This is a genomic window from Streptomyces sp. NPDC001315, assembly GCF_042896175.1.
GTDB lineage: Bacteria > Actinomycetota > Actinomycetes > Streptomycetales > Streptomycetaceae > Streptomyces.
Genome location: NZ_JBIAWZ010000002.1, coordinates 423,298 through 444,583, shown reverse-complemented (window position 1 = coordinate 444,583; position 21,286 = coordinate 423,298). Strand labels below are relative to the sequence as shown.

Genomic DNA, 21,286 nt, shown 5'->3' with positions numbered 1-21,286 from the left:
CTGAACGACGGTCTCAGGCAGCAGCCGTGACAGGCCGCTGAACAGCTGTCATGAGCAGACCTTGCCGTCCTTCGGCGCCGTGCCCTTCAACAGGTACGCGTTCACCGTGGAGTCGACACAGTCGCTCCCGCTCCCGTACGCCCCGTGGCCCTCGCCCTTCCAGGTGAGCACCACACCTACGTCCTTGCCCAGTTCGTCCGCCATCCTGCGGGCGCCCTCGTACGGTGTGGCCGGGTCGCCCGTGTTGCCGACCACCAGGATCGGCGCCGCACCCGGCGCGCTCACCTCCGGAGAGTCGTACTGCCCGGCCACCGGCCAGTCGTGGCACCAGCCGGCCGTGTCCCAGCCGAGGAAGTCCCCGAACACGGGCGAGATCTTCTCGAATTCCGGCAGCAGCTTCTTCGTCTCCTCCAGCGTGGGCCGCTGCTTGTCGTCCAGGCACGATATGACCCGTTGCGAGTGGGTCGTCGTGCCGTAGTGCCCCGACCCGTCCCGCTCGTTGTAGCCGTCGGCGAGCGTCAGCAGTTCCGAGCCGTCCCCCTGCTCCGCATCCTTCAGGGCGCTGGTCAGGCTCGGCCAGCCGGCCTCGCTGTAGAGCGGCAGGACGATGCCGGTGACCGCCAGCGTCTGTGTCAGCTTCCGCCCCGACGACGTCGGCAGCGGCTCGGCGTCGATCCGCTTCAGCAGGTCCGCGATCTTCTGCGTGCCCTTCTGCGGGTCCTGGCCGGTGGACTCGAGGTAGTCGTTCAGCGCGCGCTGGAAACCCCTGGCCTGGTTCTCGGCGTGGCCCACCGTGTCGGCGCTCGGGTCGACGACCGCGTCGAGGATCAGCCGCCCGACGTTCCTCGGGAACAAGTGGGCGTAGACTCCGCCGAGTTCGGTGCCGTAGGAGATGCCGAAGTAGTGCATCTTCGTGTCGCCGAGGACCTGGCGCATCAGGTCCATGTCCCGGGCGGTGTCGGTGGTCGAGACGTGCGCCATCAGGCCCCCGGCGGCCTTCTCGCAGCCTTTGCCGAAGTCGGCGGCGTCCTGGAAGTACGCCTGCTCCTCAGCCGGGGTGTCCGGTGTCGCGTCGATCGCCTCGGCGGCCTGGATCTCCTTGTCGTCACGGCAGCGCACGCCCCCACTGGCGGCGACTCCGCGCGGATCCCAGCTCACCAGGTCGTACCGCTGGCGCAGCTGGGACACCGTGGAGGCGTACGACGGCATCATCGACACGCCCGAGCCGCCGGGGCCGCCGAAGTTGAACAGGAGCGAGCCGATGCGATCCTGGCCGCGGGCCTTGGCCCGGATCATTGCCAGACCGATCGTCCTGCCCTCCGGCTTCGCCCAGTCCAGCGGCACCTTGAGCGTCGCACACTGCCAGTCGCCGCCCGGTGCGGGGGAGTCGGCGGTGGCCTTGCAGCGTCCCCAGTCGGGCTTCTGGGACGTCAGCGAGGAGGGCAGCGCGGACGCCGTGCCGGAGTGGCCGCGCGAGGACGCCGTGGCCGACGCCTTCGCCCTGCTCGTCCCCTTGCTGTTCTTGCCGTTGCCGGACGACGAGCCACTGCTGCAGCCCGCCACCAGCAGTGCGGCGGCGGCGCCCAGCGCCGTCCACCGTGCCAGTCGCGCCATCGGTGTGTCCCCCCTCGCAGGCCGCCCGCACCGAGCAGCGGACGGCGGTCAGGCCATAGTAGGCGGAGCTCACCAAGCCCGCCGGGGCCTGTGGATAACGGTCTGACCTGCTGGTTTGCCTGATCCAGGAGGGATTCAGGAGCACACGGTCCCGGCCGGCGGCACCTTCCCGTCCAGCAGGTAGGTATTCACCGCGCTCTGCACGCACTTGTTCTTGCTGTCGTACGCCCCGTGCCCCTGCCCCTTGTACGTCAGCTCCACACCGACTCCCTTGCCCAGCGCGTCCACCATCCTCCGCGCACCCGCGTACGGTGTGGCCGGGTCGCCGGTGTTGCCGACGACGAGGATCGGCGCGGCTCCGGGCGCGGCGACGTCGGGGTGGTCGGCGGCGCCGGCCACCGGCCAGTCGGTGCAGTTGACCATGCCCCAGGCCAGGAAGTCGCCGAACAGGGCAGAGACGGCCCGGAACTCGGGCAGCTTCCCCTCCACGTAGGCGGGGGTGTACCGCGGCTTGTCGTCGGCGCAGTTGATGGCGACGTTGGCCGCGGAGATGTTGCTGTACTCGCCGTTCGAGCTGCGCCCGTTCATCGAGTCGGACAGCAACATCAGGATCTTGCCGTCACCGGCGTACGCCTCTTGCAGGCCCTCGGTGAGGTACTCCCAGAAGTCCTTCGAGTACAGGGCCTGCGCGATGCCGTTGGTCGCTGCCGTCTGGGTCAGCTCGCGCGGCAGGATGCCGGGGATCGGCTTGCTTTCGAGGTCCTTGAGCAGGGTGGCGATACGGGCCTTGACGTCCTGGGCGGTGTCGCCGATCGGGCAGTCCTCGACCTTCGAGGTGCAGTCGTCGGCGAAGTTGTCGAGCGCGAGCTGGAAGCCCTTGGCCTGCCCGAGCGAGCCCTGCTCGGGCGTCTGCGTCGGGTCGACGACCGCGTCGAACACGGCACGGCCCACGTTCCTGGGGAACAAGTGGGCGTAAACTCCGCCGAGTTCGGTTCCGTAGGAGATGCCGAAGTAGTGCAGCTTGTCGTCGCCGAGGACCCGGCGCATCAGGTCCATGTCGCGCGCCGCGTCCGTGGTGCGCACATGCGGCAGCATCTTCTTGGAGTTCTTCTCGCAGGCTGCGTTGAACTGCTTGGTGTTGTCCAGGAGCTTGGCGCGCTCGGCGGCGTCGTCCGGGGTGGCGTCCTGCTGGAAGTACTGGTCGAGCTGCTGGTCGTTCTCGCACTTCACGCCGGCGCTGCGGCCCACCCCGCGCGGGTCGAAGCTCACCAGGTCGTAGCGGGTGCGCAGGGCCGCGTAGTCCGCGCCGAAGGCGGGCAGCGCGGTGACGCCCGAGCCGCCGGGGCCGCCGAAGTTGAACACGAGCGAGCCGATGCGCTTGCTCTCCGCGCCGCTCGCCTTCGCCCGGATCAGAGCGATCTTGATGGTGTCGCCCTTGGGGTCGTTCCAGTCGAGGGGCGCCTTCATCGTGGCGCACTGCCACTCGTCGCCGTTCGGCAGAGGCGACGGGGCGTCACCGCCGCCCTCCGCCTGGGACGGGGCCGGGCAGTCCTTCCAGCTGAGTTTCTGGGCCGTCAGGTCCCCGTCCTTGGAGTCGTCGCCGCAGCCCGCCAGCGCTGAGAACAGCAGCATGGCGGTGACGGTCAGGGCGGCGGCACGCAGCCGGGAGGGGTTGGGCATGGTTCCATCGTGGTCCCGCGCCCGCCCGCGCGCGCGGGACACGGTCCGTACGAGGTACGCCGGTCCCCACCGGTCAGAGCGCTCCCTTCCGCGACAGATGGTTGAAGGCCAGCCACCCAGGCAGCACCGGCAGCCACAGCGTCAGCAGCCGGAACAGCAGCACCGCAGGCGCGGCGACCTCCTTGGGGAGCCCGACGGCGATCAGACCGACCGTAAGGGTCGCCTCGACCGCGCCCACACCGCCGGGCGTCGGCGCCGCGGACCCGAGCGCGTTTCCGGCGAGGAAGACGACGGCGACGCTGGCGATGCTGAGCGAGGTCGACTCGTCGCCGAAGGCGCGGATCGACGCGTCCAGGCACATCACGAAGCAGGCGGTGAGCAGCAGCATGCCGCCGATACCGGTGACCAGCTTCTGGGGCCGCTGCAGCACGTCGAGCATGCGTGGCACGACGCCCGCGAACAGCGACCTCACGCGCGTGACGGCGAACTTGCGCAGGAACGGCACCGACGTCACCACGAGCACGAGCACCGCCACCGTCAGCAGACCCGCGATGACCGTCCGGGACGGTGAGAGTGACGGGGTCTTCTCGGTTCCGGTCAGATAGCCGAAGGACAGCAGCATCAGGATGTGGCAGCCGAGCCCGAAGAGCTGCGAAGCCCCCACGCTGGCCACCGCGAGTCCGGGCCGTACGCCCGCGCGCTGCAGGAAGCGCGTGTTGAGGGCGACCCCGCCCACCGCGGCCGGCGCGACGATCTTCACGAACGAGCCGGCGACCTGCGCCCCCACGGTCCGTACGAACGGCACCCGCTCCGGCACGAAGCCGAGCAGGCTCATCGCGGCGGCGACGTAGCTGAGCGCCGAGAACAACACCGCCGCGATGACCCAGCCCCACTCGGCGTTGGAGAAGAGCGTCCCGAACTCGATGTGCGTGAGCTGCGTCAGCAGGAAGTAAGCGCCGATGGCGCCCGCGATGAAGCTGATCAACGTGCGCGGACGCACCCGCTCCAGGCGGGCCGGCTCGACCGGCGCCTGCGGCCTGATCCGCAGCACCTCGTGCCGGATCTGGGTGAGCAGATCCTCCTCGCGCGCCTCCTCCACGGCCTCGTCGATGGCCCGCTTCTCGGCCCGCTGCTCCGCGCGTACGGCCTTCTTGTCGGGCCTGTCGGGTACGACGGACGTGGCCTCGTCCTCGGCCGCCTCCAGGCGGGCCTGCTTGGCCTGCCGGGACGCCTCCAGGACCGCCTCGCGTTCGCGCTGCGCGCGTTCCCGGGCCCGTTTCCGCAGCGTCGCGCGCGTGGCGCGGGTCAGGGCGATGGGCTGGAGCATCGGCAGGCAGTCGGCGACGGCGTCGGGACCGAGGACGCCCACGGCGGAGGCCACCGCGCGCTCCGCTCCCGCCAGCAGGCCGAGCGTCGTCACGAGCTGCGCGACATCCATCCGCAGCAGCAGTTCGCCGGCCGCGATCTCACCGCCGCGCAGGTCGGTGAGGATCACCGCGCCGGAACGATCCACCAGAATGGCGTCGCCCGACAGCCTGCGGTGCGCGATACGCCGCGACTGCAGCGCATGCACCTGGTGCCAGGTGCGGTGCAGCAGCTCGTCGGTGATCTCGTCGTCGGCCAGCGAGTCGAGGGTGCGGCCGTCGGTGTGTTCGTAGACGAGCATCACGGCGTCGGGGCCGAGTTCGGAGGTCGCGATCAGCTTGGGGGCGTTGGCGCCGGCCGCGATGGCCGCGTACGCGAGCAGCGCCTCCTGCTCCAGGGCCTGGCGAAGGGACTGCAGGCTGCTGCGGGTGGCGAACCCGCGCAGGGTCAGGTTGCGCCAGGCGCGGTAGAAGAAGCCCTGGGCCTGCTGCTCCCGGTCGACCACCGTGACGTCCAGCGGCGGACCGTCCTCCAGGGTGACGAAGTAGCGCCGCCCGCGGTCGCCGTTCTCGGACGTCTCGGAGGTGTCCTCGCGGGCCGCGCTCACCGGACGGAAGCCGACGGTCCGCAGGCCCGCCATCAGTGTCCGGCCCGTGGGACGGATGTTCGGCGAGCCGACCGCGTACAGCGTTCCGTAGGCCACGGTCCAGCCGATCAGCACCGTCAGGATGATCGAGAATGGTGTCGTGTAGCCGGTGACCAGCATGGAGAACGCGTCGAGGAGCAGCACGATCCACAGCACGGAGCGCCAGCGCGGTCTTCGGGACATGCCGACGGCCGTCATGTACGCGATGACGGGGGCGAGATAGCCGTGCACCGGGTCGGTCAGGGCATGGATGTCGCCGGGGGAGGGCTGGGTGAGCGCCTCCTGGATCGAGCCGGGGGCGGCCTTGGCGACCCACAGGTCGGTGGCGAGGGTCACGCCGTGCGCGAGGACCGCCGCGAGCACGCCGTCGGCGATACGCAGCCCGTCCCGCTTGATCAACCGTTCGATCGCGAAGGCGACCGGTACCAGCAGGATCGCGATGCTGGACGCCAACCCCGCGATCTTGATCAGGAGATCGGGTGCCTGACCGGTGCCCTTGTTGATGTCCTGTTCGAGCCCCGAGGTCGTTCCGTGTGCGAAGGCGGAGATCGCGAACAGCACGACGATGGCGAGCACGCCCACCAGCAGCCGCATCAGGTCGGAAGGACGGTGCACGCGCGCGGGGAGCAGCGGTTCGTCGCCCTCGACCTCGTCGATGCGCACCTCCTCGGCAAGATCCGCGTCCGACGAAGGCCGCTTCCCGGCGGTCTTCCTGCCGTCGTCGGCATCCCTCTTGTGTTCGTCGGCGGTGTCCGGGCGCGACGCAGCGTCAGAGGTCCCCTCCGCGTCCTCGGGGTGCGCACCCTGCTGCTTCATCGTCTCTTCTTGGTCTCGTATCACCGGTCACCGCCCGCACGATGGTGGCATGCCCCACCGACACACGGGGGCATCAGGGTGCAAATGCGAGGGCGCACAGTCTGCCCCAAGCGTCGCACCAGGGCGAGGGTCACGCAGAGTCGCGAGGTCGTCGCACTGTCGGTGGGGTGGGGCAGGATGGGGCGAATGAGCGAGCAGAGCCTTCCGGACAACGCACGCCCGGAGCACGCGGACGCGCTGCCGGAGTATGCCGAGCGGGTCCTCGAGGTCGCCGAGCTGATCCCGCCGGGGCGCGTCATGACGTACGGGGACGTCGCCGAGTGGCTGGAGGAGGGTGGCCCGCGCCAGGTCGGCCGCGTGATGGCCCTTTACGGAGGAGTCGCCCCGTGGTGGCGAGTCGTGCGCGCCGACGGAGTTCTGCTGCCCGGCCACGAGCTGCGGGCGCTCGGTCACTACCGCGCGGAGAGCACACCGCTGAAGGAAGCGAGCAGGGCTGCCGAGGGGCACCTGCCGCGCCTCGACATGAAGCGGGCTCGGTGGGACGGCGGCGAACGTGCGGAGGGTCACACCTGACAGCTTCCGCCACCGTAAGGGCTCAGGGGAAACCTGTGGCCCGTACGAGGGAAACGGGGCACACCTGTGGCATGCCGTACGTTCGTGAGGCGAGGGACATGCGTGGCGCATGGGCCGTGAGCGCTGTGCGGGAAGAAGGGGAAGCCCTGCTTCCACAGCATGGGTCGGCGTAGCGTCGGCTGCACGCGTCCCCCTCAGCCCGCGGTCGCCGCCCTCCACATGCGGCGGCCCGCCTGCCCGTGACCCGACGACCACTTCCCCTTTCTCGACGACCACTTCCTCGACGACGGCGCTCCGCGCCGGCAGTGACAGCCCCCAGCACACCCACCAGGACCGGCGAACCACGTGAGCTCCTCTTCCTCCACCAGGCGCCTGCCGCACCCCCAGGTGCGGGAGGGGAGTCGTGGCGCTTACCGACTGGTACGTACCCCGCCGGCCCGACTGGATCCCCCTCGTCTGGACGCCGCACAGCGCGCCGTGGTTGACCACAGGAGCGGCCCGCTGCTCGTCCTCGCGGGGCCGGGCACCGGCAAGACCACCACCCTCGTCGAGTCCGTGGCGGACCGCGTCGCCCGGGGCGGCGACCCCGCACGGATCCTGGTACTGACGTTCAGCCGCAAGGCCGCCGTCGACCTGCGCGACCGCATGGCGCTGCGCACCGGCGCCGCGAACGCGCCGCAGGCGACCACCTTCCACTCGTTCTGCTACGCCCTGATCCGCGCCCACCAGGACAGCGACCTCTTCGTGGAGCCGCTGCGACTGCTGTCCGGCCCCGAGCAGGACGTCGCCGTCCGCGAACTGCTCGCCGGCCAGCTCGACCTGGAACGCCTCGGCCTCGCCCATGTGCGCTGGCCGGACGAACTGCGTGCCTGTCTGACCACCCGTGGCTTCGCCGACGAGGTCCGCGCGGTCCTCGCCCGCAGCCGTGAACTGGGCCTGGGCCCCGAAGCCCTGGAGGCCTTCGCTCGCCGTATCGGCCGCCCCGACTGGCGGGCCGCGGCCGCCTTCCTCGCCGAGTACCTCGACGTCCTCGACCTCCAGGGCGTGCTCGACTACGCGGAACTGGTCCACCGCGCGGTGCTGCTCGCCCGCCGTCCCGAGGTCGCCGGCCGGCTCGCCGCCCAGTACGACGCCGTCTTCGTGGACGAGTACCAGGACACCGACCCCGCCCAGCTGCGGCTGCTGCACGCCCTCGCCGGCGGCGGCCGCACCCTTGTCGCCTTCGGCGACCCCGACCAGTCGATCTACGCCTTCCGGGGCGCGGACCTGAACGGCATCCTCGACTTCCCGCAGGCCTTCCCACGCTCCGACGGCCGCCCCGCCCCCGTCGAGGTCCTGCGCACCTCCCGCCGCTCCGGTGCCGCACTGCTGGCCGCCACCCGGCTGCTGACCCGGCGCATGCCGCTGACCCGCCTTCCGGCGGAGAAGGTACGTTCCCACCGCGAGCTCACGCCGGTCCACGAGGGCGGGCGCGTCGAGGTCTACACGTATCCGACGCCTGGCACGGAGCTGGACAACATCGCCGACATCCTCCGCAGAGCGCACCTGGAGGACGGTGTTCCGTGGGGCGAGATGGCTGTCCTGGTGCGTGCCGGGTCCCGCGTCATCCCGTCCGTCCGCCGCACCCTCACGGCCGCCGGCGTGCCGCTCGACATCGACGGCTTTGACCTGCCGCTGCGACACGAACCGGCGGTGGCGCCGTTGCTGACGGCGCTACGGGCGGTGGCGACGGCGGAAGCCACGGGGCATGGCGAGGGCGGCCGCATGGACGACTCTCAAGAGCCGGAGCCGGAGCGGGCACCGGAGCCGGAATCAGGGTGGGAGCCGGAGCGGCGGTCGGAGCCGGACACCTGTTGGCTCGACACCGAAGCCGCCCTGACCCTGCTCACTTCCCCCCTCGCCGGGATGGACGCCGCCGACCTGCGCCGCCTCGGACGGGCCCTGCGCGAGGAGGAACGGGCCGCGGGCAACCCTGTGCCGCCGCCCTCCGACGAACTGCTGGCGCGGGCGCTCGCCGAGCCCGAGCGACTGGTCGCGCACGACCCGGCGTACGCGCGCGGCGCCCAGCGCCTCGGCGCGCTGCTCAGGAAAGCCCGAGAACGCCTCGCGGGCGGTGGCAGCGCCGAGGAGGCGCTGTGGGACCTGTGGGAGGGCACGCCATGGCCCACGCGCCTGGAGCGGTCCGCACGGCGCGGCGGCGCGGCCGGCCGCAACGCCGACCGGGACCTGGACGCCGTGTGCGCGCTGTTCGCGACCGCCATGCGCGCCGAGCAGCGCACCGGGGGCCTGGGCGCCCTGAACTTCCTGGAAGAGATCGAAGCCGAGGACATCGCCGCCGACACGCTCACGCGCCGCGCCGTGCGCCCCGACGCCGTCCGCCTGATGACCGCGCACCGCTCCAAGGGCCTGCAGTGGCGGCTGGTCGTCGTGGCCGGAGTCCAGGAGGGGCTGTGGCCCGACCTGCGCCGCCGCGGCTCCCTGCTGGAGGCCGACCGCATCGGCCGCGACGGACTCGCCGAACCGCTCACCCCGGGCGCACTGCTGGCCGAGGAGCGCCGGCTGTTCTACGTGGCCGCCACACGCGCGCGTGAACGCCTTGTCGTCACCGCCGTGAAGGCCCCCGCCGACGACGGCGACCAGCCCTCCCGCTTCCTCACCGAACTCGGCGTGGAGCCCAAGGACGTCACGGGCCGCCCCCGCCGCCCGCTGTCCGTCGCCGCACTCGTCGCCGAACTGCGTGCCACCACGGTCGACCCGCGCGTCTCGCAGGCACTCAGGGAGGCCGCTGCCCGCCGTCTGGCCCGGCTCGCCGCCCTCGCCGACGAGGACGGCCGCCCGCTGGTGCCGTCCGCGCACCCCTACCGCTGGTGGGGCATGTTCGAGCCGACCGAGAGCAAGGTGCCGCTGCGCAACCGCGACCAGCCCGTCGTGCTGTCCGGCAGCGCCCTCGACCAGCTCGCCAACACCTGCGCCCTCCAGTGGTTCCTGGGCCGCGAGGTGAAGGCCGACACGCCCGCGACCGCCGCCCAGGGCTTCGGCAACGTCGTGCACGTCCTCGCCGACGAGGTCGCCTCCGGGCACACGCCGGCCGACCTCGCCGTCCTCATGGAGCGCCTCGACTCCGTGTGGAACGCGCTCGCCTTCGACGCACCCTGGAAATCGGCGCAGGAGAAGGACAACGCACGCGTGGCGCTCGAACGCTTCCTGAAATGGCACGTCATGGACCGCGCCGGACGTACGCCCGTGACGAGCGAGCACGACTTCGACGTCACCCTCGGAGCGGGCGACTACGAGGTGCGCATTCGTGGCCAGATGGACCGCGTCGAGACGGACGCCGAGGGCCGCGCCTACGTCGTCGACTTCAAGACCGGCAAACAGGCGCCCAGCGCGGCGGAGGTGGCCCGCCATCCCCAGCTCGCCGTCTACCAGCTCGCCGTCAGCGAGGGTGCCGTCGACGACGCCTTCGACGGAGCACGCCCCGAGCCGGGCGGCGCCGAACTCGTCCAGCTGCGCCAAGGCGCCGCGAAGCGCGACGGCGGCGAGACCCTGCCCAAGGTGCAGGCGCAGGAGCCCCTGGAGGGACCGGAGGGCGAGTGGGTCGGCGACCTGCTGGCCACGGCCGCCGGCAAGGTCCTCGACGAACGCTTCACCCCCACCGCCGGCCAGCACTGCACGCACTGTTCCTTCCAAGCCTCGTGCAGCGCGCGCCCCGAGGGACGACACGTGGTCGAGTGACCCGCGTGATCGCTCACGGCCGTTGTGATACACCGCACCACACGTGCTGACCTGCGCTTCTCCCATCCCCGAGCGGAGATCGGGCACCGACTGTCAGTGACCGCGGCTAGCCTCTCCGACATGCCCGCCCGCATCACCGACCCCGAGCAGCTCAAGGAGCTCCTCGGCATCCCGTTCACCCCGGAGCAGACGGCCTGCATCGTTGCGCCGCCCGCCCCGCAGGTCATCGTGGCCGGAGCCGGATCGGGCAAGACGACGGTGATGGCCGCACGCGTCGTGTGGCTGGTCGGCACCGGCCAGGTCGCCCCCGAGCAGGTCCTCGGCCTGACCTTCACCAACAAGGCCGCCGGCGAACTCGCCGAACGCGTCCGCAAGGCACTCATCAAGGCAGGCGTCACCGACCCCGACGTCATCGACCCGGACAACCCCCCGGGCGAGCCCGTGATCTCCACGTACCACTCCTTCGCCGGCCGCCTCCTGACCGACCACGGTCTGCGCATCGGGCTCGAACCGACCGCCCGCCTCCTCGCCGACGCCACCCGCTACCAGCTCGCCGCGCGCGTCCTGCGCGAGGCCCCCGGCCCCTACCCGGCACTCACCCGGTCCTTCCCCGACCTGGTCAGCGACCTCCTCGCCCTCGACGGCGAGCTCGCCGAGCACCTCGTACGGCCCGAGGACCTGCGCGCGTGGGACGCCGAACTGCTACGCGCCCTGGAGAGCGCCAAACTCACCAACGCCGAGCTGCGCAAGCTCCCCGACACGGCGGCCGCCCGCCGCGAACTCGCCGGCCTCGTCCTGCGCTACCGCGCCGCCAAGCGCGAGCGCGACCTGCTCGACTTCGGCGACCAGATCGCCCTCGCGGCACAGCTCGCCCAGCTCCCTGAGGTGGGCCGCATCCTGCGCGACGAATTCCGCGTGGTGCTCCTCGACGAGTACCAGGACACATCCGTCGCCCAGCGCATCCTGCTCGCGGGTCTGTTCGGCGGCGGCACGGGCCACCCGGTGACCGCCGTCGGCGACCCCTGTCAGGCGATCTACGGCTGGCGCGGCGCCTCCGTCGCCAACCTCGACGACTTCCCCGAACACTTCGCCCACACCGACGGCCGCCCCGCCACCCGCCGGGCACTCAGTGAGAACCGCCGCAGTGGCGGCCGCCTCCTCGACCTCGCCAACGGACTCGCCGAGCCCCTGCGCGCCATGCACGCGGGCGTGGAGGCCCTCCGCCCGGCACCCGGCGCCGAACGCGACGGCATGGTCCGCTGCGCCCTGCTGCGCACCCACACCGAGGAGATCGACTGGATCGCCGACTCCGTCGCCCACCTCGTCCGGACGGGAACAACACCCGGTGAGATCGCCGTCCTGTGCCGTACGGCCACCGACTTCGCGGAGATCCAGGGCGCCCTGGTCGCCCGGGACGTCCCCGTGGAGGTGGTCGGCCTGTCCGGGCTGCTGCACCTGCCCGAGGTCGCCGACCTCGTCGCCGTCTGCGAGGTCCTCCAGGACCCCGGCGCCAACGCCTCCCTGGTCCGCCTGCTGACCGGCCCGCGCTGGCGCATCGGCCCGCGCGACCTGGCACTCCTGGGACGACGCGCCCGGCTCCTCGTCGCCCACACGCGCGTGGGCGACGAGGACGATCCCGACCGCCGGCTCGCCGAGGCCGTCGAGGGGGTAGACCCGTCCGAGGTGATATCGCTCGCGGACGCCCTCGACACGTTCCTGGAGACGCCGCTGAACGGCGCGGGGGACGACGACGGGCTGCCCTTCTCGCCCGACGCGCGCGTACGGTTCGCCCGCCTGGCCGCCGAACTGCGCGACCTGCGCCGCTCCCTGTCCGACCCGCTCATGGACGTCCTGCACCGCGTCCTCGCCGTCACCGGCCTGGAGGTGGAGCTGTCGGCGTCCCCGCACGCCCTGGCCGCCCGCCGTCGAGAGACCCTGTCGAACTTCCTCGACGTCGCCGCCTCCTTCGCCGCGGGCGACGGCGGGGCCACGCTGCTGGCCTTCCTCGGCTTCCTGCGCACCGCCGCCCAGTACGAGAAGGGCCTCGACAACGCCCTCCCCGGAGGTGAGAACACCGTCAAGGTGCTCACCGCGCACAGGTCCAAGGGCCTGGAGTGGGACGTTGTCGCCGTCCCCGGCCTGGTCACAGGCACCTTCCCCAGCACCCAGGGCCGCGAGAAGTGGACCGCTCAGGGCAAGGTGCTGCCGCACGGGCTGCGCGGCGACGCCGACACCCTGCCCGACATCGAGTCCTGGGACTCCCGGAGCATGAAGGCCTTCCACGAGGCCATGAAGGAGCACCAGCACACCGAGGAACTCCGCCTCGGCTACGTCACCTTCACCCGCCCCCGCTCCCTGCTCCTCGGCTCCGGCCACTGGTGGGGCCCCACCCAGAAGAAGCCCCGCGGCCCCTCCGACTTCCTCCAGGCCCTTTACGACCACTGCGCGGCCGGACACGGCGAGATCGAGGCATGGGCGGACGAGCCCGAGGAGGGCGAGGAGAACCCGGCCCTGCACCTGGCGACCGCCGACCAGGTCTGGCCCCTGCCCCTGGACGACGCAGCCCTCGCCCGCCGCCGCGCGGCCGCCGAGACGGTTCTGGCCCACCTGGAGGCCCTGGCCTCCCACGAGGACGGTCACCCCGCGGCCGCTCACGATCCCGACACCTTCGACGACCCGGACTGGCCCGCGCCGCCGGAGGACGACGAACCGCCCTTCGAGGAGAGCGACCCCTTCGACGAGGACGCCCCGGACTGGGAGTCGTTGGCCACGGACCGTCCGACGGTCCCGCACCAGGCGACCGCCCCGGAGAGCGCGGCGCGCGCGGTGCCGCACATGGGCGCCCGCCCGCACCCCGCACCGGCCGAGCACGGCCGGACCCCCGAGCACCACCCCCTCACCCCCGAGGAAGCCCGTACCGTCGCCTCCTGGGACCGCGACCTCGGAGCGCTCACCGATGAGCTCCTGCGCGCCCGCCAGAGCGTCAGGGACGTTCCACTGCCCATGACACTGACCGCGTCCCAGCTGCTGCACCTGGCCGCCGACCCGGACGGATTCGCCCAGGAACTCGCGCGCCCCATGCCACGCCCCCCACAACCGGCCGCGCGCCGGGGCACCCGTTTCCACGCCTGGGTGGAGGCACGCTTCGAGGAGCTGACGCTGCCCATGCTGGAACCGGAGGACCTGCCCGGCAGCGACGCCGAGATCGCCGACGAACGAGACCTCCAGGAACTCAAGGACGCCTTCGAGCGCACCGCGTACGCGCACCGCACGCCCTACCGCGTCGAGACCCCCTTCCAGCTCGCGATCGGCGGACGCGTGGTCCGGGGCCGTATCGACGCCGTCTACGAGCAGAGCGACGGCGACGCGACGACGTACGAGATCGTCGACTGGAAGACCAGCCGCACCCGCACCGCCGACCCGCTCCAGCTGGCCCTCTACCGGCTGGCCTGGGCCGAGCAGCAGGGCGTGCCCCTGGAGTCGGTCACGGCCGCCTTCCTGTACGTGCGCGACGGCGAGATCGTACGCCCGGACGACCTGCCCGACCGGGCCGCACTGGAGCGCCTGCTGCTGGAGGAGCCGTCATGTGACGAACGGCCCAGCGAGGATGTCACTGAGTGCCGATAGGCTCGTGACCATGAGCCTGACCCCGGACAGCGCCGTCCACACGTACATCCAGCACCACCGCGCCGCCTTCCTCGAAGCCCTCGCCGAGTGGCTGCGCATCCCGTCCGTGTCGGCCCAGCCCGACCACGCGCCCGATGTACGGCGCAGCGCCGACTGGCTCGCCGCGAAGCTCCAGGAGACCGGCTTCCCCACCACCGAGGTCTGGGAGACCGCGGGCGCCCCGGCCGTCTACGCCGAGTGGCCCTCCGAGGACCCCGAGGCGCCCACGGTCCTCGTCTACGGCCACCACGACGTGCAACCCGCCGCCCGCGAGGACGGCTGGGACAGCGAGCCCTTCGAACCCGTCGTCCGCGAAAACCGCCTCTACGCGCGCGGGGCGGCCGACGACAAGGGCCAGGTGTTCTTCCACACACTCGGCGTCCGTGCCCACCTCGCCGCCACCGGCCGGACCGCCCCGGCCGTCAACCTCAAGCTGCTGATCGAGGGCGAGGAGGAGTCCGGCTCCCCGCACTTCCGCGCCCTCGTCGAGGAACACGCGGGCCGGCTCTCCACCGACGCCGTGATCGTCTCCGACACGGGCATGTGGGCCGAGGACACCCCCACGGTGTGCACCGGCATGCGCGGCCTCGCCGAATGCGAGATCCGGCTGTACGGACCCGACCAGGACATCCACTCCGGCTCCTTCGGCGGCGCCGTGCCCAACCCGGCCACCGCCGCGGCCCGTCTGGTCGCCGCCCTGCACGACGAGCACGCACGCGTGGCGGTCCCCGGTTTCTACGACGGCATCGTCGAACTCACCGACCGTGAGCGTGAGCTCTTCGCCGAGCTCCCCTTCGACGAGCAGCGGTGGCTGCGCACCGCCAAGTCGTACGCCCTCCACGGCGAGGCCGGGCACACCACCCTGGAGCGCATCTGGGCCCGCCCCACCGCCGAGGTCAACGGCATCGGCGGCGGCTACCAGGGCCCTGGCAGCAAGACGATCATCCCGTCCACAGCGCTGGTGAAGCTTTCGTTCCGGCTGGTCGCGGGCCAGGACCCGGACCACATCGAGAAGGCAGTCCGCGCCTGGGCCGCCGAGCAGGTGCCCGCCGGGATCCGGTACGAGATCACGTTCGGTGCGGCCACGCGCCCGTGCCTCACACCGCTGGACCACCCCGCCCTGCAGTCCGTGGCGCGCGCCATGGGCCGTGCCTTCGACAAGCCCGTCCGCTTCACCCGTGAGGGTGGCTCGGGACCGGCCGCCGACCTCCAGGAAGTCCTCGGCGCCCCCGTGCTCTTCCTCGGCATCTCCGTCCCGTCCGACGGATGGCACGCCCCGAACGAGAAGGTCGAGCTCGATCTGCTCCTCAAGGGCGTCGAAACCAGCGCGTACCTGTGGGGCGACCTCGCGGACAACTGGCGCCATGCGCCCTGACCGCCCCACGCCGCCCGGAACGGGCCTGCGTGCGGGGCACACTGAAGGAACCGCCCCGCACCGAAAAGTCCCGCCGGACCCGGTCACCCCTTGCCCTACGTCCCGCTGAACCGCCCGCCGAAACGAACCGTTCCACCGGGGGAGATGGAAGCACCTGTGACCACCTGGACCGACCACACCGCCCACCGACCCATCTCGCTCACCGCGCCCAGCGGCATCGACCGGGCCGCCCACCACCGGCTCGACGAGGCCTGGCTCGCGGCGGCATGGAGCCACCCCACGACCCGCTGTTTCGTGGTCTCCGGCGGCCAGGTCCTCATCGACGAGACACCCGACGGCCGGACCGAGATCGTCATGACGCCCTCCTTCGAGGCCCCCCTCACCGAGGCGCACCGTTACTTCCTGGGCACCGACGAGGACGGCGTCAGCTACTTCGCCCTCCAGAAGGACGCCCTGCCCGGCCGCATCGACCAGTCCGCGCGCCCCGCGGGCCTGCGCGAAGCCGGCCTGCTGCTGTCACCCCGGGACGCGGGCCTGATGGTGCACGCGGTCGCCCTGGAGAACTGGCAGCGCCTGCACCGCTTCTGCTCCCGCTGCGGGGAGCGCACGGTGATCGCCGCGGCCGGGCACATCCGCCGCTGTCCGGCCTGTGGCGCCGAGCACTACCCGCGCACCGACCCCGCCGTGATCATGGCGGTCACCGACGGGGACGACCGCATCCTTCTCGGCCGTCAGGTCCACTGGCCCGAAGGCCGCTTCTCGACGCTGGCCGGCTTCGTCGAGCCCGGCGAGTCCATCGAACAGTCCGTGCGCCGCGAGGTCCACGAGGAGGTCGGCATCGCCGTCGGCCAGGTCGAGTACGTCGCCAGCCAGCCCTGGCCGTTCCCGTCCAGCCTCATGCTGGGCTTCATGGCCCGCGCCACGTCGACCGCGATCGACGTCGACGGCGACGAGATCCACGAGGCCCGCTGGTTCTCCCGTGACGAACTGGCCGCCGCCTTCGAGTCCGGCGAGGTACTGCCCCCGTACGGCATCTCGATCGCCGCCCGCCTGATCGAGCTCTGGTACGGCAAGCCGCTGCCGACGCGAAGCTTCGTGTGAGACAGGACACAAGAAGGGCGGTCCCTGAGACACCTCAGGGACCGCCCTTCTGACCACAGCGGAGCGGTTACGCGCCGATCTTCTGCTTCACCTGCGCCAGCGACGGGTTCGTGAGCGTCGAACCGTCCGGGAACAGCACGGTCGGGACGGTCTGTAGACTTCCCTCCTGACGGCCAGGGGAGGCCGCCCATGTAACGGGGAGGGGCAAGGGTGAGCGAGAAGCCCAGGGCGCTTGGCGTGGTCCGTCTGTCTGTAGGCAACGAGAACCAGACCGGCGAGGAAACGCAGCGGACCCGCATCACCAAGCGGGCCGACGCGGAGGAAATGGAGCTGGTCGACTTTGCGGTCGACATCGACGTGTCGGCGTCCATCTCGCCGTGGGTGCGTCCGTCCCTGGGGGACTGGCTCAACAACAAGAAGGATCAGTTCGACCACATCATCATCCTGAAGATCGACCGCATCGCGCGGTCGGTCCGCCATCTCTCGGACATCATTGAGTGGTGCGAGGCGAACGGTAAGGGCCTCATCTCCTGCGAGGAGGGATTCGACCTCTCGAAGCCGTGGGGCAAGACCATCGCCAAGATCCTGGCCGTGGTGGCAGAGGCCGAGCTGGACGCCATCAAGGCCCGCAACAAGGCTTCCCGGGAGACCATGCGGAAGACCGGCCGCTGGCCCGGCGGCCTTGTCCCGTTCGGACGCAGAGCGGTGAAGGGCGACGCGGGCTTCACCCTGGAACTCGACCCTGAGTACGGCCCGACGCTGATCGAGATGATCCGGCGCTTCATCGACAAGCCAAGCTTCTCGGCCGTTGCCGACTGGTTGAACGAGCAAGGCGTGCCCACGGCTCAGGACATCGCTCGCATCCGCGCGGCGGCAGGCGAGAGCACGACTCGGCTGGCGGACCCGAAGCCTCGGGGGGCCAGGTGGACGCCGACCACAGTGCAAGCCGTACTCGTCAGCCGTTCCCTGCTCGGGGAGTACGTACGCGCCAACGGATCTGTGGTCCGCAACGACGACGGAACCCCTGTCATGCGGTCTGAGCCGGTGCTGAACGAGGAGGAGTGGGCGAAGCTGTCGGACGCCGTCGCCTCGGTCAAGTACAAGAAACAGAAGGGCTCTACGTCGCCGACCGTGGGCGTGACGTTCTGCATGCTGTGCGGCAGCTCCCTGTACTTCGTGAAGGGCGACCCGGCCAAGGGCAAGCGCGAGCGGTACCGCTGTCACGGCAACAAGACCAAGGGCATCCCGGCTTGCCCGAAGCAGAGGTTCTGGGCAGAGGACTTGTACCCCTGGCTGGAGTCGGCCCTGTTGGGCGAGGTCGGTCACCTGGAGCGGATGGAGTCGAAGACGACCATCGACGACAGCCGTGCGGCGAAGCTCGCCGTGATCGACGGCAGGATGAACCAGCTCCTGAAGGAACTTCAGCAGGGCGAGATCAGTGCCGTCGCGTACGGCTCGCAAGTTGCCAGCCTTGCCCAGGACCGGGAGAAGGTCACCAGTGAGGAGGGGCCGAAGCCGGTGACCGTGTGGACGGGTACGGGCGAGGGCTACGCGGAGTGGTGGGAGCGGTCGAGTGTCGATGAACGGCGTGAATGGCTGAAGAAGCACAAGGTCAAGGCGCACTTTGGGCATGACGTCCTGGCCATTGATCCCGGTGACCTGATCGAGAACCTCAAGCAGCAGGGCATCGCGTACTGGGACGTGCCCTCCAAGTCTTCTCAGGTGCTCTCACCGATCACGCCGATCTCGTTGCCGGGCAAGCCGTACGAGAAGCCGAAGTCGCTTACGGGGGCGGAGTGGGAGATCGTCAGCCGTTGGGAGGACTTCGAAGCGGAACGGGCGGCGCAGCAAGCAAAGGGAGCAGAGGTAGCCGAGAAAGTCTCGGCTACCGCCTGACGCAGGTTGGGCAAGCGAGGAAGGCCCCCGATCAAGGGGGCCTTTCCCGTTTCGCCATGTTGTACGATGCCGGGCCAGGTCGCCGCCGTCGCTCCCGACTGCACGAGACCGAGTCCAGGCCCCGAAGCCTTGGGCGCCCACCTGTGAAGCGCTGTGCCCTCCGCACGGCCACCCCCGCGAAGAAGGGAGACACATGTCCCGCCATCCGGCGGGGGTCGCTGGCGCACCCGTGTGCGCCTCACAGGAAGGAGCCGCAACCAGTGGCCATCAGCTTCGGTCATGACCGCCCGTGGGGTGGAGTCTCCCAGCGCGAGTACCGGCGTATGTCGCAAGAACCCTGGCACCCGCTCGCCTACCGAGTGCACTTCGCTGCGCTGGGCTGGGCCGACCGCCAGGGTCATGCAGCCTTCGACCCTGGGAAGCTGGCCTCTCTGCTGGGCAAGGAGGGCAACCCCCTGTCCGACCAGAGCACGACCAACGCGGTCAACCGAGCCAAGAGGTTTGGCCTTGTCTCGCCCTGGTCGGGGGCCGCTTGCCTTGTCCTTCCCCCTCACCTCTTCCAGAAGGGGAAGGGTGCGCCGGTACCGTGCCGCGCTCATCAGGACCGGTGACCACACACCGCAGGTGTAGCCAGCACACGCCGTACGTGTAGCGGCATGGTCACTGACCTGCGGAAACGTTCGCCTCCTCTCTCTTCTTTTTGTCCTTACAGTTGCGGCCTCGAAGGGGTCGACAGAGGGAAGCACCTTCGACCTACGGCAAGCGAAGTAGGGGCGCGGCAGCGCCCCAAGAGGCAGGCACCGGCGAAGCGGTAGGCAGCATGGGCGGCCGGACGGCCGCCACAGTCCGAAGCCTCTACGGCAGAGCGGCCCCGCAGGGGCCGACAGGAGCAAGCCCAGGGGGGCGCTGCCGCGCCCCACAGGCAAGGACGCAAGGCTTCGTTCTGTGCACTCCTTCGCCGTCGCCAACGAGGCAGCACAAGCCTTTGACCAGGCGCTACGCCGCAGCCGGCTGGAGTATAGGCCACCCTGAAGGGCCCTGAAACCGTGGCAGGATTTGAGCCGGTAAGACACGGCGGTCCCTCTTACCAGGCTCAAGCGGTCATACCCCACCCCCTTGAGTCTGCGTTTCCGGCACTGGCTGCTGAGGGGAGCCGTCGGCGCTTCGTTGTTCTCGACTCTGGACGCGAGAGGGCGCCCGGTTGATGGTCAGTCGGAGGGTTTCTCCCAGACCGAGACATGTTGACGGCTCTCGCTTGTGAAGGCTTCCCGTGTCCATCCGTCCCACCGCTCGCGCAGCCGCAGTCCGGCGAGCTGGGCCATCAGATCGAGTTCCGACGGCCACACATACCGGAAGGGAATGGATCTGTACTCGCCGCGGCCGTCGACGACCTCGATGTAGTTCGAACTCGTTGCCTGGGTGGCGACGTCGTAGATGTCGAAGGCCCACCGCGTCGGGCTCACGTGGTAGGGCACGACGTTCTGCCCGGCTGGGAGCCTTCGCAGCTCGGGGATCAGGACCTCGATGACGAAACAGCCTCCGGGTTCCAGGTGAGCGGCGGCGTTGCGGAAACAGGCGACCTGCTCCGCCTGCGTCGTCAGATTCATGATCGTGTTGAAGAGCAGGTATGCGACGGAGAACGTCCCGTCTACTCTCGTCGTCGCGAAGTCGCCGATCGTGACGCCGATCGCGTCACCGCCTGGCTTGGCACGCATCCGGGCAACCATCGCTCGGGACAGGTCGATGCCGTGGACCTGGACTCCGTGTTGTGCCAGCGGCAACGCGATGCGTCCTGTCCCGATGCCCAGTTCAAGGGCCCGGCCACCATCGGCCAGGCCCGCCAGAAAGCCGACCGTCTCGTCGATGACGCCCGGCTTGAACATGTCCCCTGACGACTCGTCGTAGGCCGCCGCAACACGCTCTCCGAAGTAACCGTCCTGATCGTCCATCGCCAGACCGTACTGGGGCAGCTCGTCGCGGCGCGCGTGAATTTCGCCGGTCATGACAGATGCCCCGTCGCAGTCGCAGCTTCGACGGTGGCGCAGCGTCACCAGTAACAGGCGTCTCGAAAACCAAGGTTTGTGAGACGAGACAGCAAGCGCCCCAGAAGGGGGCGCAGCACTGTTCAAAACCCGTCTCGAAACTTCCGTCTCGGACTTGACGTATTGAGACGAGTTCTGAGACGGTCCCGGTCATGACGACGAACACGATCACCGGTCAGCTCATCGGATACGCCCGCGTCTCCACCGATGACCAGGAAGCGCAGTTGCAGCGCGACGCACTGACGGCCGCAGGCTGCGCCCGGATCTTCGAGGACAAGGCATCCGGCAAGAACACCAACCGGCCAGAGCTCACGGCCGCACTGGACTACGCCAGACCCGGCGACACCCTGTGTGTCTGGAAGCTCGACCGCTTCGCCCGGTCGCTCATCGACCTTGTGACCATGGTCGACACCCTTCGAGAGCGGGGCATCGGGTTCAAGGTGCTCACGGGTGCACTGGCCAACATCGACCCCGCTACGGCCGACGGCCGTCTCATGCTTCAGGTGGTCGGGGCCATGGCGGAGTTTGAGCGCAGCCTCATCAAGGAGCGCACCCGTGCCGGACTGGACGCAGCCAAGGCGCAGGGGCGTACCGGCGGACGCCCGACTGTGGTCGATGAGGACGTGCTCACCGTGGCCCGTGCCAGGAAGGCCAAGGGCGAGAGCGTGAGCGCCATCGCCAAGGCACTCGGGATCTCCCGAGCCACCCTCTACCGCCACCTCGGAGAGAGCGCCTGAGACAGGCGCACAGCGCCTTCCGACAGGCCCTCGACTTACG

At 70.5% G+C, this 21,286-nt stretch carries 11 protein-coding genes and 1 pseudogene; 7 read left to right on the top strand and 5 right to left on the bottom strand.

The window, feature by feature from the left end; all coding sequences use genetic code 11:
- Positions 1 to 48: 48 nt before the first annotated feature.
- The 3 genes from ACFY16_RS09150 to ACFY16_RS09140 form a co-directional block, all read right to left on the bottom strand.
- The gene (locus tag ACFY16_RS09150) at positions 49 to 1,614 is read right to left on the bottom strand and encodes an alpha/beta hydrolase (RefSeq protein ID WP_390646453.1); all 1,566 of its coding nucleotides are present in this window, start codon (positions 1,612 to 1,614) and stop codon (positions 49 to 51) included.
- 135 nt (positions 1,615 to 1,749) lie between these two features.
- Positions 1,750 to 3,294 carry an alpha/beta hydrolase gene (locus tag ACFY16_RS09145; protein WP_390646452.1) on the bottom strand — a complete coding sequence of 515 codons (1,545 nt, stop codon included), beginning with the start codon at positions 3,292 to 3,294 and terminating at the stop codon, positions 1,750 to 1,752.
- Positions 3,295 to 3,367: 73 nt separating this feature from the next.
- A complete protein-coding gene (locus ACFY16_RS09140) occupies positions 3,368 to 6,121 on the bottom strand; it encodes a YbhN family protein (protein ID WP_390646451.1) in 2,754 nt (917 codons plus the stop codon).
- A 186-nt stretch (positions 6,122 to 6,307) separates the two neighbouring features.
- Between ACFY16_RS09140 and ACFY16_RS09135 the strand changes: the two genes are divergently transcribed.
- The 5 genes from ACFY16_RS09135 to nudC all read left to right on the top strand — a co-directional run bounded on the left by ACFY16_RS09135 (position 6,308) and on the right by nudC (position 16,571).
- Entirely contained in the window at positions 6,308 to 6,694 is a 387-nt protein-coding gene (locus ACFY16_RS09135) for an MGMT family protein (protein ID WP_390646450.1), read from the top strand.
- Positions 6,695 to 7,039: 345 nt separating this feature from the next.
- Positions 7,040 to 10,429, top strand: coding sequence for an ATP-dependent helicase (locus ACFY16_RS09130; RefSeq protein WP_390646449.1), 3,390 nt, complete (start codon positions 7,040 to 7,042; stop codon positions 10,427 to 10,429).
- A 120-nt stretch (positions 10,430 to 10,549) separates the two neighbouring features.
- On the top strand, positions 10,550 to 14,056 hold the full coding sequence (locus tag ACFY16_RS09125; protein ID WP_390646448.1) for a UvrD-helicase domain-containing protein: 3,507 nt from the start codon (positions 10,550 to 10,552) through the stop codon (positions 14,054 to 14,056).
- A gap of 10 nt (positions 14,057 to 14,066) precedes the next feature.
- Positions 14,067 to 15,470: a dipeptidase gene (locus ACFY16_RS09120; protein WP_390646447.1), complete on the top strand. Its 1,404-nt coding sequence runs from the start codon at positions 14,067 to 14,069 to the stop codon at positions 15,468 to 15,470.
- A gap of 144 nt (positions 15,471 to 15,614) precedes the next feature.
- Complete coding sequence (nudC, locus tag ACFY16_RS09115) at positions 15,615 to 16,571, top strand: NAD(+) diphosphatase (protein WP_390646446.1); 957 nt, start codon at positions 15,615 to 15,617, stop codon at positions 16,569 to 16,571.
- 67 nt (positions 16,572 to 16,638) lie between these two features.
- On the opposite strand, the pseudogene ACFY16_RS09110 reads toward nudC, so the two are convergent.
- Positions 16,639 to 16,734 (bottom strand): annotated as a pseudogene (locus ACFY16_RS09110) (NrdH-redoxin); the annotation flags it as partial.
- A 47-nt stretch (positions 16,735 to 16,781) separates the two neighbouring features.
- Here ACFY16_RS09110 and ACFY16_RS09105 point away from each other — a divergent pair.
- The gene (locus ACFY16_RS09105) at positions 16,782 to 18,467 is read left to right on the top strand and encodes a recombinase family protein (protein ID WP_390646445.1); all 1,686 of its coding nucleotides are present in this window, start codon (positions 16,782 to 16,784) and stop codon (positions 18,465 to 18,467) included.
- 1,208 nt (positions 18,468 to 19,675) lie between these two features.
- On the opposite strand, the gene ACFY16_RS09100 is transcribed toward ACFY16_RS09105, so the two are convergent.
- On the bottom strand, positions 19,676 to 20,416 hold the full coding sequence (locus tag ACFY16_RS09100; RefSeq protein WP_390646696.1) for a class I SAM-dependent DNA methyltransferase: 741 nt from the start codon (positions 20,414 to 20,416) through the stop codon (positions 19,676 to 19,678).
- Between the two features lie 245 nt (positions 20,417 to 20,661).
- Here ACFY16_RS09100 and ACFY16_RS09095 point away from each other — a divergent pair, with 245 nt between their 5' ends.
- Complete coding sequence (locus tag ACFY16_RS09095) at positions 20,662 to 21,246, top strand: recombinase family protein (protein WP_390646444.1); 585 nt, start codon at positions 20,662 to 20,664, stop codon at positions 21,244 to 21,246.
- The last annotated feature ends 40 nt before the right edge of the window (positions 21,247 to 21,286 follow it).